Genomic DNA, 14,052 nt, shown 5'->3' on the forward strand with positions numbered 1-14,052 from the left:
GGAGCCCCTCAGCCCGCGATCGCCCAGGTGATCGCGGCGGTGAGCCCGATCAGCATGACGAACGCGTAGGTATAGACATAGCCGGTCTGCAGGCGGCCGGCGACGCGGCTGCCGACCTGCACCACCCAGGCCGAGCCGTTCGGCCCGAACCGGTCGATCGTCCCCTCGTCGCCGCGGTGCCACAGCAGGCGCCCGATCGCGAACGCGGGGCGGACGAACAGGAAGTGGTACAGCTCGTCGAAATACCATTTCCGCAGCAGGAACTGGTAGAGCGGCTGGAAGGTGTCGGCGAACTTCGCCGGCAGCTCGGGCGAGCGGATGTACGTCAGGTAGGCGATCACGAACCCGCTGAGCATCACGATCGTCGCGGCCAGCTGCACCAGCAGCGGCACCTGGTGCATCGCATGCATGAGATGCTCGTTGAAGTAGAGCGCGCCCTTCCAGAAGCCGCCCGCCGACTCCGGGTCGATGAACCAGTGATGGAAGACGAAGCCCGCGGCGACCGCGCCGATCGACAGCACGATCAGCGGGATCAGCATCGGCAGCGGGCTCTCGTGCGGGTGATAGCCCCCGGTTCCTTTGGGGATCTCGTTGAACCCGCGTGACTCCACAGCCGGCGCGTGGCCCGAATCCTCGCCCGCGGGATCGGGATGGTGCGCGTCGTCGTGACCGTGCGCATGCGCGCTGCCATGCTCTGCCGCATGCGCCTCGTGGCCGTCATGAGCGTGCGCATCGTGCGCATGATCGTGATGCGCGTCATGCGCGTGGTCGTGGCCGTGCGCGTCGTGGAGCGCGTGCTGGATATGCTCCGAGGCGGCCCAGCGCGGCTCACCCCAGAAGGTGAGGAACATCAGGCGCCACGAGTAGAAGCTCGTCAGCAGCGCGGCGAACACGCCCACCATCGATGCCACCGGCGAGCCGGCCGCCCAGGCAACCTCGATGATCGCGTCCTTCGAATGGTAGCCCGCGAAGCCTCCCACGCCGTAGATCCCCACACCGGTGATCGCCAGCGTGCCCAGCAGCATGCCCCAGAAGGTGATCGGGATCGCCTTCCGTAGCCCGCCGTAATAGCGCATGTCCTGCTCGTGGTGCATCGCGTGGATCACCGAGCCAGCGCCCAGGAACAGCAACGCCTTGAAGAAGGCGTGCGTGAAGAGGTGGAACATTGCCGCGCCATAAGCGCCGACGCCCGCGGCGAAGAACATGTAACCCAGCTGCGAGCAGGTCGAATAAGCGATCACGCGCTTGATGTCCGTCTGCGTCGTGCCGACAGTTGCGGCAAACAGGCAAGTTGCGGCGCCGATGAAGGTCACGAAACCCATCGCGGTCGGCGAGGTCTCGAACATCGGCGACAGGCGGCACACCATGAACACGCCCGCGGTCACCATCGTCGCGGCGTGGATCAGCGCCGACACCGGGGTCGGGCCCTCCATCGCGTCGGGCAGCCAGGTGTGGAGGCCGAGCTGCGCCGACTTGCCCATCGCGCCGACGAACAGCAGCAGGCACAGCACCGTCATCGTATCGGCGCGGAACCACAGGAAGCCGATCGTCGAGCCCGCCATCGACGGTGCCGCGGCGAGGATCGCCGGGATCGAGACGGTGTTGAAGACGAGATAGGTGCCGAAGATGCCGAGCATGAAGCCGAGGTCGCCGACGCGGTTGACGACGAAGGCCTTGATCGCTGCGGCATTGGCGCTCGGCTTGCGGAACCAGAAGCCGATCAGCAGATAGCTCGCGAGGCCCACGCCCTCCCAGCCGAAGAACATCTGGATGAGGTTGTCCGCGGTCACGAGCATCAGCATCGCGAAGGTGAACAGCGACAGATAGGCGAAGAAGCGCGGCTGGTCCGGGTCTTCCGCCATATAGCCCCAGCTATACAGATGGACGAGCGCCGAGACGCTGGTGATCACCACCAGCATCACCGCGGTGAGCGCGTCGACGCGCAGCGCCCAGGACACGTCGAACGTGCCTGAGTGGATGAAGTGCAGCACCGGTGTCACCGTCGCCGCGTTGGCGCCGGTGAGAAAGCCGATGAAGATCGGCCACGACAGCGCGCTCGCGAGGAACAGCCCGCCGGTGGTGATCGCCTTGGGCAGCGTCGCGCCAAACGACTTGTTGACGAAGCCGGCGACGACAGCCGCGACCAGCGGCACGAAGACGATGAAGAGGATCGACGTCACGGGCGGATTACCCCTTCATCCGGCTGGGATCATCGACCGAGATCGAACCGCGGCCGCGGAAGAAGATCACGAGGATGGCGAGCCCGATCGCGGCCTCGCCGGCCGCGACGGTCAGCACGAACATCGCGAAGACCTGGCCGACCAGATCGTTGAGCGCCGCCGAGAAGGCGACGAGATTGATGTTCACCGCCAGCAGGATCAGCTCGATCGCCATCAGGATGACGATGATGTTCTTGCGGTTCAGGAAGATGCCCAGCACCCCCATGGTGAACAGCAGCGCCGCCACCACCAGATAGTGGATCAGGCTCACCCCGCCCGACATGGCTCCGCTCACAGCTGTACCCCCTGGCCGATCTCCGGCCGCATGTTGCGAGTCGCATCCTGCGGCCGCCGCGCGTTCTGTCGCGCGATGTTCTGGTAGCGCGAGCCCGAACGCTCGCGGTGGGTCAGCACGATCGCGCCGATCATCGCCACCAGCAGCACCAGCCCGGCCCCCTCGAAGATGAAGAGGTAGCGGGTGTACAGCAGCTCGCCGATCTGGACGATGTTCGCCTTGGCAGCGACGGTCGGCGCCGCGCGCCGCGCGAGGTCGATTCCGCCCGCGCTCCACGCGCCGACGCCGATCAGGATCTCCGCCACCAGCGCCACGGCCAGCACCAGCCCGATGCCGAAATAGCGCACGAACCCGGCGCGCAGCTCGGCAAAGTCGATGTCGAGCATCATGACGACGAACAGGAACAGCACCGCGACCGCGCCGACGTAGACGATCACCAGCAGCATCGCGATGAACTCGGCGCCGACCAGCACCATCAGCCCGGCCGCGTTGAAGAAGGCGAGGATCAGCCACAGCACCGAGTGGACCGGGTTGCGCGACGAGATCGTCATTGCGCCCGAGACCAGCACGACGAGCGCGAAGAGATAGAAGGCGATGGCCTGGATCATCTCACGCTGCCCCCACGTCGGCGCCGCGGCGGCGCGCGGTCGAGAAAACCGCGGCCGTAGCCGCGGTGGTGTCCGTCAGAATCATGTCGACCCCTGAATTCACGCGAGCGCCTACCGGTACGGCGCGTCGGCGGCAAGGTTCGCCGCGATCGCGCGCTCCCAACGGTCGCCATTGTCGAGCAGCTTGGCCTTGTCGTAGATCAGCTCCTCGCGCGTCTCGGTGGCGAATTCGAGGTTCGGTCCCTCGACAATCGCGTCCACCGGGCAGGCCTCCTGGCACAGCCCGCAGTAGATGCACTTGGTCATGTCGATGTCGTAGCGCGTGGTGCGGCGGCTGCCGTCGTCACGCGGCTCGGCCTCGATCGTGATCGCCTGCGCCGGGCACACCGCCTCGCACAGCTTGCACGCGATGCAGCGCTCCTCGCCATTGGGATAGCGGCGCAGCACGTGCTCGCCGCGGAAACGCGGGGAGAGCGGGTTCTTCTCGAACGGATAGTTGATCGTCGCCTTCGGCTTGAAGAAATACTTCAGCGTCAGCGCGTGCGCCTTCACGAACTCGTAGAGCGTGAACGCCTTGATCGTCTGCGCGATACCCATTTCAAACTCCCACGCGCATGAACATCAGCACGCCCGACACCAGGAACACCCAGAACAGCGACAGCGGCAGGAACACCTTCCAGCCCAGCCGCATCAGCTGGTCGTAGCGGTAGCGCGGCACCGTCGCCTTGATCCACGAGAACACGAAGAAGAAGGCGAGGATCTTGATGAACAGCCAGATAATTCCCGGCACCGCGTACAGCGGCGCCCAGTCGAACGGCGGCAGGTAACCGCCCCAGAACAACGTCGCGTTGAGCGTGCACATCAGCAGCACGTTGGCATATTCGCCAAGCCAGTAGAGCGCGAACGCCATCGAGCTATATTCGGTCTGGTAGCCCGCGACGAGCTCGCTCTCCGCCTCGGTGAGGTCGAACGGCGCGCGCTGCGTCTCCGCCAGCGACGAGATCAGGAACACCACGCTCATCGGGAACAGCAAAGGGTTGAACCCGAAGCCGTTGATGAAGCCGTACAGGCCCTTTTGCGCCTCGACGATGCCGGTCAGGTTGAACGTCCCTGCCCACATCACCACCGAGATCAGCACGAAGCCGATCGCGACCTCGTAGCTCACCATCTGCGCCGCGGCGCGGATCGCCGAGAAGAACGGATATTTCGAGTTGGACGACCAGCCCGCGAGAATGATGCCGTACACGCCCAGCGAGGACGCGGCGAGCACGTAGAGCAGGCCGACGTTGATGTCGGCGAGCACCACGCTCGGCTGGAACGGCACCACCGCCCAGACGATCAGCGCCACCGTGAAGGTGATGATCGGCGCGAGCAGGAACAGCCCCCGGTTCGCCGCCGAGGGGACGATCGTCTCCTGCAGGAACACCTTGAGGCCATCGGCGAACGACTGGAGCAGACCGAACGGGCCGACCACGTTCGGGCCGCGACGCAGCGCCATCGCCGCCCAGATCTTGCGATCGGCGTAGATGATCATCGCCACCGACAGCATCAGCGGCAGCGCAATCGCGAGGATGCCCACGATCGTCGCCAGGAACCAGGCCCAGCCATAAGGCAGGCCCACCGTCGTATTGAAGAAGCTGGTCACTCCGCCGCCTCCGCGAAACTTTCACCATGGACCAGTTCGGCCGAGCAGCGCTGCATCGTCGGCGACGCGCGGCAAATCGCGTTGGTGAGGTAGAAGTCCTTGATCGGATAGCCGTCGAGCACGCCTTCGGCGGTGCCGCCGAGCGCCGGCGGGTTCCACGCGAAGGTCTTGAGACCCAGCGTCGCCAGCTCGGGGCAGTCGAGCGCCATCGCGGCGCGCAGCTCGTCGATCGTGTCGAACGCCAGCGTGCTGCCGAGCTTCTCGCTGAGCGCGCGGAAGATCGTCCAGTCCTCGCGCGCGTCCCCCGGCGGGAACACCGCGCGCTCGCCGCGCTGCACGCGCCCCTCGAGGTTGACGTAGGTGCCCGACTTCTCGGCATAGCTCGCCGCCGGCAGGATCACGTCGGCGTGGTGCGCCCCGCGGTCGCCGTGATGGCCGACATAGACCTTCAAGCCGGTGAAACGCGCGTGGTCGCACTCGTCGGCGCCGAGGAAGAAGCTCAGCTTGGCGTCGTACAGCGCGGAGATCCCGGCCTTCTGCGCATAACCGAGCATCAGACCGCCCATCCGGCTCGCGGCCATGTGGACGACGTTGAAGCCGTTCCAGCCATCTTTGACGAGGCCCAGCTTGTCGACCAGCCCGAGCGCCGCGCCGTGCGCGCCCCTGAGCGCCGCGCCGCCGACGATCACCATCGGCTTGGCCGCCCCGGCGAACGCCTCGGTGACCCGCTCCGGCAGGTTGCCGAGCACTGCGAGGTCGGCGCCGAGCCACTCGACCTTGTAGGTCAGCTCGGCCTCGGGGCCGATCGCGAAGACCTTGGCGCCCTTCTTTATCGCCTTGCGAATGCGCGTGTTCACCAGCGGCGCTTCCCAGCGCAGGTTGGTGCCCACCAGCAGGATCGCGTCCGCCTCTTCGGTGCCCGCGATCGTGGTGTTGAAGTTCACCGCGGCGAGGCTGGAGGCGTCATAGTCCATCCCCGTCTGCCGCCCCTCGAGCAGCGACGAGCCGAGCTCCTTGAGCAGCGCCTTGGCCGCGAACATCGTCTCGCAGTCGACCAGATCGCCCGCGACCGCCGCGACCGAGCCGCCGTGATCGACGGCGGCGATCGCCGCGAACGCCTCGTCCCACGTCACCGGGTGGAGCTTGCCGTCGCGCCGTACATAGGGGCGATCGAGCCGCTTGCGCACCAGGCCGTCGACGGCGTGGCGCGTCTTGTCGGTCGCCCACTCCTCGTTGACCTCGTCGTTGACGCGCGGCACGCAGCGCAGCACCTGGCGACCGCGGCTGTCGAGCCGGATGTTGGTGCCGACCGCGTCCATCACGTCGATCGTCAGCGTCTTGCGCAGCTCCCACGGCCGCGCCTCGAAGGCATAGGGCTTGCTGGTCAGCGCGCCGACCGGGCACAGGTCGACGACATTGCCCGACAGCTCGCTCGACACCGCCTCCTCGAGATAGGAGGTGATCTGCATGTTCTCGCCGCGATAAATCGCACCGATCTCCTCCACGCCGGCGACCTCCTCCGCGAAGCGGACGCAGCGCGTGCACTGGATGCAACGGGTCATGATCGTCTTGACGATCGGACCCATATACTTCTCGGTCACCGCGCGCTTGTTCTCGGCATAGCGCGAGTGACCGCGGCCATAAGCGACCGACTGGTCCTGCAGGTCGCACTCGCCGCCCTGATCGCAAATCGGGCAATCGAGCGGGTGATTGATCAGCAGGAATTCCATGATGCCCTCGCGGGCATGCTTCACCATCGGGGTAGTGGTGAAGATCTCCTGGTTCTCCGCAGCCGGCAGCGCGCACGACGCCTGCGGCTTGGGCGGCCCGGGCTTCACCTCGACGAGGCACATGCGGCAATTGCCCGCGATCGACAGCCGCTCGTGATAGCAGAAGCGCGGGATCTCCTTGCCGGCGAGCTCGCACGCCTGCAGCACGGTGGCGCCCTGCGGCACCTCGATCTCGACTCCGTCGACTTTGACCTTTGGCATTACTCGGCAGCTTCCTGCATCGGGGCCAGGTCGCCCCCGTTTCCGTTGCGCTCGTTGATGCGACGCTCCAACTCGGGGCGGAAGTGGCGGATCAGCCCCTGGATCGGCCAGGCCGCGGCGTCGCCCAAAGCGCAGATCGAGTGGCCCTCGACCTGCTTGGTGACCTGCTGGAGCATGTCGATCTCGGAGATATCGGCGTCGCCGGTGCGCAGCCGCTCCATCACGCGCCACATCCAGCCGGTGCCCTCGCGGCATGGCGTGCACTGGCCGCAGCTCTCGTGCTTGTAGAAGTAGGACAGCCGGCTGATCGCGCGAACCACGTCGGTCGACTTGTCCATCACGATCACCGCGGCGGTGCCGAGCCCGGAACCGACCGCCTTGAGGCCGTCGAAGTCCATCGGCGCGTCCATGATGTCCTTGGCAGGCACCAGTGGCACCGACGAGCCGCCCGGGATCACTGCGAGCAGATTGTCCCAGCCGCCGCGGATGCCGCCGCAATGCTTCTCGATCAGCTCGCGGAACGGGATGCTCATCGCCTCCTCGACCACGCACGGCGTGTTCACATGGCCCGAGATCTGGAAGAGCTTGGTGCCGCGGTTGTTCTCCGCGCCAAAGCTGGAGAACCACGCCGCGCCGCGACGCAGGATCGTCGGCGCCACCGCAATCGATTCGACGTTGTTCACCGTCGTCGGGCAGCCGTACAGGCCGGCACCCGCCGGGAACGGCGGCTTGAGCCGCGGCTGGCCCTTCTTGCCCTCGAGGCTCTCGAGCATCGCGGTCTCTTCGCCGCAGATATAGGCGCCGGCGCCGCGGTGAACGAAGACGTCGAAGTCATAGCCCGAGCCGCAGGCGTTCTTGCCCACCAGCCCCTTGTCATAGGCCTCGGCGACCGCGGCGAAGAGCGTCTCGGCCTCGCGGATATATTCGCCGCGAATGTAGATGTACGCCGCACGCGCGCGCATCGCGAAGCCAGCCACCAGCGCCCCCTCGATCAGCTTGTGCGGATCGTGGCGGATGATCTCGCGGTCCTTGCACGAGCCCGGCTCGGACTCGTCGGCGTTGATCACCAGGAAGTTCGGCCGGTCGGGCTTGGGCTCCTTGGGCATGAACGACCATTTGGTGCCGGTCGGGAACCCGGCCCCGCCGCGCCCGCGCAGCCCCGACGACTTGATGACGTCGATGATCTTGTCCTGCCCCAATTCGAGCAGCGCCTTGGTATTGTCCCAATCGCCGCGCGCCATGGCAGCGTCGAGCCGCCACGACTGATAGCCGTAGACGTTGGTGAAGATGCGGTCCTTGTCGGCGAGCATCACGCGTTCCCATCCCGCAGGTCGATCCGGCGCTCGATCCGGTCGAGCCTGCCCTCGATCCGATCCAGCCGATGCGTGATCCCGGCGTTCGAGACGGTAAGGCCCGAGAGATGGTCCTCCACCGACGCCATGCGCATCTTCAGGTCACCCAGTTCCAGGCCGAACGAGTCCATTTTGCCATTCAGCCGCTTGAGAAGCTCCAAGGTATGGCTGGCGATGTCGATCTCACCCATCACGCCCACTCCCCACGATAATCGTGGTTCTCGGTCACCATCGCGGTCAGCGACGTCGGGCCGCCCTTGGGCTCGACCGTGTGACGGCCGGGCTCCTGCGTGCCGGGCTTGGGCGTCTGGCCGTTGGCGAGCGCCTCGATGATCGCGACGGTGCGATCATAGTCGAGGTCCTCGTAATTGTCGTCGTTGACCTGGACCATCGGCGCCGAGGCGCAATTGCCCATGCACTCCACTTCGGTGAGCGTGAACAGGCCGTCGGGCGTGGTCTTGCCCTTGATCAGCCCCTTGTTCTTGCACGCGGCGAGCACGTCGTCCGAGCCGCGCAGCATGCACGGCGTGGTGCCGCACACCTGAACGTGGAAGCGGCCGACCGGCGCGAGGTTGAACATCGTGTAGAAGGTCGCGACCTCGTACACGCGCATGTACGGCACGCCGATCTCGCGCGCGACGAACTCGATGACGGGCACGGGCAGCCATCCCTGCGTCTGCGTCTCGGCGCCGACCTGGCGCTGCGCGAGATCGAGCAGCGGGATCGAAGCCGACTGCTCACGACCCTTGGGATAGCGCGCGAGGATCGCGTCGCGTTTCGCGCGGCTGTCGTCGCTCCATTGGAACGCGCCCCAGCGCGCGCGGGTCTCGGCCTCGTCGGGGATACTAGGTGCGTCGGCCATCAGCGGTGTTCCGTAAGGTCGAGGCGGTTCTCGATCCGCTCGACACGATCATTGAGACGATCGGGACGAATGTTGACGCCCGACGTCGCGATAAGAGAGCTGCCGAGATGCTCCTCGACCATCGTCATCCGCACCTTCAGGTCACGAACGTCGAACTTCAGCTCCGCCATGTCGCCCTGCATCTTCTGCAAGGCGGCGTAGATCAGCTCGTTGGTGACCGCCGTCGTCACCGGTCGCACTCGCCGAACACGATATCCATCGCACCCAGGATCGCGGTAGTGTCCGCGAGCATGTGGCCGCGGCTCATGAAGTCCATCGCCTGGAGATGCGAGAAGGCGGTCGGGCGGATCTTGCAGCGATACGGCTTGTTCGAGCCGTCGCTCACCAGATACACGCCGAACTCGCCCTTGGGGCTCTCGGTCGCGACATACACTTCGCCCGCGGGGACGTGATAGCCCTCGGTGTAGAGCTTGAAGTGGTGGATCAGCGCCTCCATCGAGCGCTTCATCTCGGCGCGCTTGGGCGGCACCACCTTGCGGTCGGCCGAGGCGATCGGCCCCTCGGGCATCTCGGCGAGGCACTGCTTCATGATCCGCGCCGACTGGCGGACCTCCTCGACGCGCACCATGAAGCGATCGTAGCAGTCGCCGCGCGTGCCGACCGGCACGTCGAAGTCCATGCGATCGTACACGTCATAGGGTTGCGACTTGCGCAGATCCCAGGGGATGCCCGCGGCGCGGATCATCGGCCCGGAGAAACCCCAGCGGATCGCGTCCTCGCGGCTCACCGTGGCGATGTCGACGTTGCGCTGCTTGAAGATGCGATTGTCTGCCACCAGGCTGATCGCGTCCTCGAACAGTCGCGGCAGCCGCGTGTCCAGCCAGTCGGCGATGTCCGTCAGCACCTTGAGCGGCACGTCCTGGTGGACGCCGCCGACGCGGAAATAATTGGCGTGCATGCGCGCGCCGGAGATCCGCTCGTAGAAGTTCATGCAATCTTCGCGAATCTCGAACAGCCACAGGTTCGGCGTCATCGCGCCGACGTCCATGATGTGCGAGCCCAGATTGAGCATGTGATTCTTGATACGCGTCAGCTCTGCACACAGCACACGAATGTACTGCGCCCGCAGCGGCACCTCGAGATCGAGCAGCTTCTCCGCCGCCAGCACAAAGCTATGCTCCATGCACATCGGCGAACAGTAATCGAGCCGGTCAAAGTAGGGGATGGCCTGCGCGTAGGTCTTGTACTCGATCAGCTTCTCGGTGCCGCGGTGAAGCAGGCCGACGTGCGGATCGATGCGCTCGACGATCTCGCCGTCGAGCTCCATGACGAGACGGAGCACGCCGTGCGCCGCAGGGTGCTGCGGGCCGAAGTTGATCGTGTAGTTCTGGATCGCGACGTCACCCTCGCTCGGGTGCGAGGCGTCGGTGGCGTGGACGATCTTCTCCACCGCGGGATCGACCTCGCGGTCGACCGCCTGGTCCTTCTCGACGAGCATGTCGGTCATTGGTTCTGCCCTCCGCCCTTCGTCGGCACGACGTCGGGGTCGGCCGGCTTGGGCGCGCCGGCGGATTCGCTGCGACCCGCGCCGGTCTCGGCGGTGCTGGTCGCGTCCTTCTTGGCGTACGGCTCGCTCGAGGCGGACGCCGCCTGCTTCGGCGTCTCGGTCGCGCCGGCCCTCTGTACCTCGGTCGCGGTCGCCGGCGTCGGCGCGCCCTTGGCTTCCGGCAGCTTGGCTTTCTCGTCGCCAGGCAGCACGTATTCCGCGCCCTCCCACGGACTCATGAAGTCGAAGGTGCGGAAATCCTGCGCGAGCTTCACGGGCTCGTACACGACGCGCTTCTGCTCCTCCGAATAGCGCATCTCGACGAAGCCGCTCAGCGGGAAGTCCTTGCGGAACGGATGGCCGCGGAAGCCATAATCGGTGAGGATACGGCGCAGGTCGCGGTTGCCCGCGAACAGCACACCGAACATGTCGTACACCTCACGCTCGAGCCAGCCGGCGACCGGCCACAGCTCGGTCACCGACGGCACCGGCGTGTCCTCGGTCGCACCGACATGGACGTGGAGCCGGTGATTGCGCGTCAGCGAGAGCAGGCAATAAACCACCTCGAACCGCTCCGCGCGATCCGGATAGTCGACCCCCGCAATCTCCATCAGCTGCTGATATTCGAGTCCGGGGGTGTCGCGCAGCGCGATCAGCGCAGGCACCAGCGCCTCGCGGGTCACGTGCAGCTGCACCTCGCCCGCGATCGCGACCGCGTCGAGCAAGCCCGCACCGATCGCGCCGCGCGCGGACTCGATCGTCGCGTCGTTGAGATTCGCCGCAAAAGCGGGAGCGGGCGCCCTCACCGTTCGATGCTCCCAGACCGACGGATCTTTCGCTGGAGCTGCATGACACCGTACAGCAGCGCCTCCGCGGTCGGGGGGCAGCCGGGCACGTAGATGTCGACCGGCACGACCCGATCGCAGCCGCGCACCACGCTGTAGCTATAGTGATAATAGCCGCCGCCGTTGGCGCATGAACCCATCGAGATGACGTACTTGGGCTCAGACATCTGGTCGTAGACGCGGCGCAGCGCCGGCGCCATCTTGTTGCAGAGCGTGCCCGCGACGATCATCACGTCCGACTGGCGCGGCGACGCACGCGGCGCGGCACCGAACCGCTCCATGTCGTAGCGCGGCATGTTGACGTGGATCATCTCCACCGCGCAGCACGCCAGCCCGAACGTCATCCACCAGAGCGAGCCGGTGCGCGCCCATTGGAACAGCTCCTCGGTCGAGGTGACCAAGAAGCCCTTGTCGTTGAGTTCGCCGTTGAGGCCATCGAAGAAGCCCTGATCGGGCGCGACGATGCCGCCCGCCGGCTCCGGGTTGTTGACGAGCCCGATCGGCCCGGAGTGCGCTTCTACTCCCACTCCAGCGCTCCCTTCTTCCATGCGTATACCAGGCCGAGCGCGAGTTCGGCGATGAAGATCATCATCGAGATCCATGCAGTCCATCCGAGCGAGAAAACGCTTACCGCCCAAGGATATAGGAACGCCGCCTCGAGATCGAAGATGATGAACAGGATGGCAACGAGATAAAAACGAACGTCGAACTGCGAGCGGCTGTCCTCGAACGCGGGGAAGCCGCATTCATATTCGGACAGCTTCTCGGGCGTCGGCTTGGCGGTGCCGGTCAGCTTGGCGACCGCCATCGGCAGGAACACGAACGCGCTCGACAGCAGGAGCGCCACTCCCAGGAACAGGAGGATCGGCAGATATTGCGACAGATCGACCACTATGTCTCTCTCGCCTCTCTCGCAGGTGCGAATGGAATGCGGACGCTCTAGACCCCTCCCCCAAAGGGGGCAAGGCCGGCAACGCTGAGAATGAATCGCAGGTGAACTGTCGGCGCACCGATACGCGGCGCGCCCGTCCCAAGGCTCAGCGGAGCGCCTGCGCCACCATCTTGTGGAGCTTGGAATGCAGTCCGTCGTTCGCGGCGAGAAACTCGTTGCGCTCGATCGGGCGATCGCCGCCGCGGAAGTCGGTGACGAAGCCGCCCGCCTCCTTCACCAGCAGCATGCCCGCGGCAACGTCCCACAGCTTGAGGTCGCTCTCCCAATAAGCGTCGAACCGGCCCGCGGCGACCCAGGCGAGGTCGAGCGCCGCGGCGCCGAGCCGGCGGATGCCCGCCACCTGCGGCGCCACTGCGCCAAAGATCCGCGTCCATTGCACGAAGTCGCCATGACCCATGAAGGGGATGCCGGTCGCCACCAGCGCCTCGGACGGATCGCGCCGCGACGACACGCGCAGCCTTTGGTCCTGCAGCCACGCACCGCGGCCCTTCTCGGCCCAGAAGCTCTCGTCGGTAAGCGGCTGATAGACCAGCGCCGTCGTGATCTCGCGCTTGCCGTTGGCGAGCGGCTCCTCGACCGCGATCGAGATACAGAAATGCGGCACGCCGTGGAGGAAGTTGCTGGTGCCGTCGAGCGGATCGATGATGAAGCGCGGCTTGCTCGGATCGCCCTCGATCGTGCCGCCCTCCTCCATCACGAAGCCCCAGTCGGGGCGCGCCTTGGAGAGTTCGTCGTACAGCGTCCGCTCGGCGCGCTGGTCGGCCTGGCTCACGAAGTCGGCGGGGCCCTTGCGGCTCACCTGGAGGTGCTGAACCTCGTTGAAGTCGCGCCGCAGCCGCGGCGCGGCCTTGCGTGCGGCGCGCTCGATGACCGTGAACAGGCCGGAATGGGAAGGCATCTCGTCATACTCCTCCCTCCGCGGCGGAGGGCCATCTTCGCCCCACTCTGTGAGAGAGTGGAGCCTAACTTCCGTCCCCGCAGAGATGGCGTCTTCGCGACACTCTCTCCGTCATCCCGGACTTCTTCCGGAATTCACCGTGCCGCGCACCCCTGAAGCGTTGCTTTTGCGAAGGAGTGGTTCCCGGAACAGGTCCGGGATGACGATGGGGAGGAGCGTTCGGACGTTTCGCAGATCAGTCCTTGCAGGGACAAAGCTTGTCGGATCAGTCGGCGCGGCGGACGTAGGTCTGCTCATAGACGTCGACGACGATCCGCGTGCCGCTGCTGATGTGCGGCGGCACCATCACGCGCACGCCATTGTCGAGGATCGCGGGCTTGTAGCTCGACGAGGCGGTCTGCCCCTTCACCACCGCGTCGGCCTCGACGATCGTCGCCTCGATCGTGTCGGGCAGCTGCACGCTGATCGGCTCCTCGTCGTAGAGCTCCATCACCACGTCCATCCCGTCCTGCAGGAAGGCGGCGGCATCGCCGAGCAGGTCGCGCGGCAGCGTCACCTGATCGTAGGTGTCCTTGTCCATGAACACCAGGCCGTCGCCCTCGGCGAACAGGAACTGGAAGTCCTTGGTATCGAGCCGCACGCGCTCCACCGTCTCGGCCGAGCGGAAGCGGACGTTGTTCTTGCGGCCGTCGCGCAGGTTCTTGAGCTCGACCTGCATATACGCCCCGCCCTTGCCGGGCTGGGTGTGCTGGATCTTGACCGCGCGCCAGATGCCGCCTTCGTACTCGATGATATTGCCGGGACGGATGTCCACGCCGCTGATCTTCATGGGGCCGTGC

The 14,052-nt window shown here is 66.0% G+C and carries 16 protein-coding genes; all 16 read right to left on the minus strand.

Annotated elements, in window-relative coordinates; genetic code table 11:
• Positions 1–8 precede the first annotated feature (8 nt).
• The 16 genes from nuoL to efp all read right to left on the minus strand — a co-directional run bounded on the left by nuoL (position 9) and on the right by efp (position 14,042).
• Entirely contained in the window at positions 9–2,180 is a 2,172-nt protein-coding gene (nuoL, locus tag ACMGDM_RS14365) for an NADH-quinone oxidoreductase subunit L (protein WP_436804789.1), read from the minus strand.
• A gap of 7 nt (positions 2,181–2,187) precedes the next feature.
• The gene (nuoK, locus tag ACMGDM_RS14370) at positions 2,188–2,502 is read right to left on the minus strand and encodes an NADH-quinone oxidoreductase subunit NuoK (RefSeq protein WP_436804847.1); all 315 of its coding nucleotides are present in this window, start codon (positions 2,500–2,502) and stop codon (positions 2,188–2,190) included.
• 8 nt (positions 2,503–2,510) lie between these two features.
• A complete protein-coding gene (locus ACMGDM_RS14375; RefSeq protein ID WP_436804790.1) occupies positions 2,511–3,122 on the minus strand; it encodes an NADH-quinone oxidoreductase subunit J in 612 nt (203 codons plus the stop codon).
• 111 nt (positions 3,123–3,233) lie between these two features.
• Entirely contained in the window at positions 3,234–3,719 is a 486-nt protein-coding gene (nuoI, locus tag ACMGDM_RS14380) for an NADH-quinone oxidoreductase subunit NuoI (protein ID WP_436804791.1), read from the minus strand.
• Position 3,720: 1 nt separating this feature from the next.
• A complete protein-coding gene (gene nuoH / locus ACMGDM_RS14385; protein ID WP_436804792.1) occupies positions 3,721–4,767 on the minus strand; it encodes an NADH-quinone oxidoreductase subunit NuoH in 1,047 nt (348 codons plus the stop codon).
• Positions 4,764–6,758 carry an NADH-quinone oxidoreductase subunit NuoG gene (gene nuoG / locus ACMGDM_RS14390; RefSeq protein WP_436804793.1) on the minus strand — a complete coding sequence of 665 codons (1,995 nt, stop codon included), beginning with the start codon at positions 6,756–6,758 and terminating at the stop codon, positions 4,764–4,766. Before nuoG ends, nuoH begins: the two co-directional genes overlap by 4 nt.
• The gene (nuoF, locus tag ACMGDM_RS14395; protein ID WP_436804794.1) at positions 6,758–8,068 is read right to left on the minus strand and encodes an NADH-quinone oxidoreductase subunit NuoF; all 1,311 of its coding nucleotides are present in this window, start codon (positions 8,066–8,068) and stop codon (positions 6,758–6,760) included. Before nuoF ends, nuoG begins: the two co-directional genes overlap by 1 nt.
• On the minus strand, positions 8,068–8,301 hold the full coding sequence (locus tag ACMGDM_RS14400; RefSeq protein ID WP_436804795.1) for a hypothetical protein: 234 nt from the start codon (positions 8,299–8,301) through the stop codon (positions 8,068–8,070). Before ACMGDM_RS14400 ends, nuoF begins: the two co-directional genes overlap by 1 nt.
• The gene (locus tag ACMGDM_RS14405) at positions 8,301–8,972 is read right to left on the minus strand and encodes a complex I 24 kDa subunit family protein (RefSeq protein ID WP_436804796.1); all 672 of its coding nucleotides are present in this window, start codon (positions 8,970–8,972) and stop codon (positions 8,301–8,303) included. Before ACMGDM_RS14405 ends, ACMGDM_RS14400 begins: the two co-directional genes overlap by 1 nt.
• A complete protein-coding gene (locus ACMGDM_RS14410) occupies positions 8,972–9,202 on the minus strand; it encodes a hypothetical protein (protein ID WP_436804797.1) in 231 nt (76 codons plus the stop codon). Before ACMGDM_RS14410 ends, ACMGDM_RS14405 begins: the two co-directional genes overlap by 1 nt.
• Positions 9,199–10,479, minus strand: coding sequence for an NADH-quinone oxidoreductase subunit D (locus ACMGDM_RS14415; protein ID WP_436804798.1), 1,281 nt, complete (start codon positions 10,477–10,479; stop codon positions 9,199–9,201). The genes ACMGDM_RS14410 and ACMGDM_RS14415 overlap by 4 nt, the downstream gene beginning before the upstream one ends.
• The gene (locus tag ACMGDM_RS14420) at positions 10,476–11,324 is read right to left on the minus strand and encodes an NADH-quinone oxidoreductase subunit C (RefSeq protein WP_436804799.1); all 849 of its coding nucleotides are present in this window, start codon (positions 11,322–11,324) and stop codon (positions 10,476–10,478) included. Before ACMGDM_RS14420 ends, ACMGDM_RS14415 begins: the two co-directional genes overlap by 4 nt.
• On the minus strand, positions 11,321–11,911 hold the full coding sequence (locus ACMGDM_RS14425; protein ID WP_436804800.1) for a NuoB/complex I 20 kDa subunit family protein: 591 nt from the start codon (positions 11,909–11,911) through the stop codon (positions 11,321–11,323). Before ACMGDM_RS14425 ends, ACMGDM_RS14420 begins: the two co-directional genes overlap by 4 nt.
• The gene (gene ndhC / locus ACMGDM_RS14430; protein WP_183919549.1) at positions 11,881–12,255 is read right to left on the minus strand and encodes an NADH-quinone oxidoreductase subunit A; all 375 of its coding nucleotides are present in this window, start codon (positions 12,253–12,255) and stop codon (positions 11,881–11,883) included. The genes ACMGDM_RS14425 and ndhC overlap by 31 nt, the downstream gene beginning before the upstream one ends.
• A 145-nt stretch (positions 12,256–12,400) precedes the next feature.
• Positions 12,401–13,213 (minus strand): inositol monophosphatase family protein, encoded by an 813-nt coding sequence (locus ACMGDM_RS14435; RefSeq protein ID WP_436804801.1) that lies wholly within the window; start codon positions 13,211–13,213, stop codon positions 12,401–12,403.
• A gap of 265 nt (positions 13,214–13,478) precedes the next feature.
• Positions 13,479–14,042 carry an elongation factor P gene (efp, locus tag ACMGDM_RS14440; protein ID WP_183943118.1) on the minus strand — a complete coding sequence of 188 codons (564 nt, stop codon included), beginning with the start codon at positions 14,040–14,042 and terminating at the stop codon, positions 13,479–13,481.
• Positions 14,043–14,052: the final 10 nt, after the last annotated feature.

This window comes from Sphingomonas larreae, assembly GCF_051400595.1.
Lineage (GTDB): Bacteria > Pseudomonadota > Alphaproteobacteria > Sphingomonadales > Sphingomonadaceae > Sphingomonas.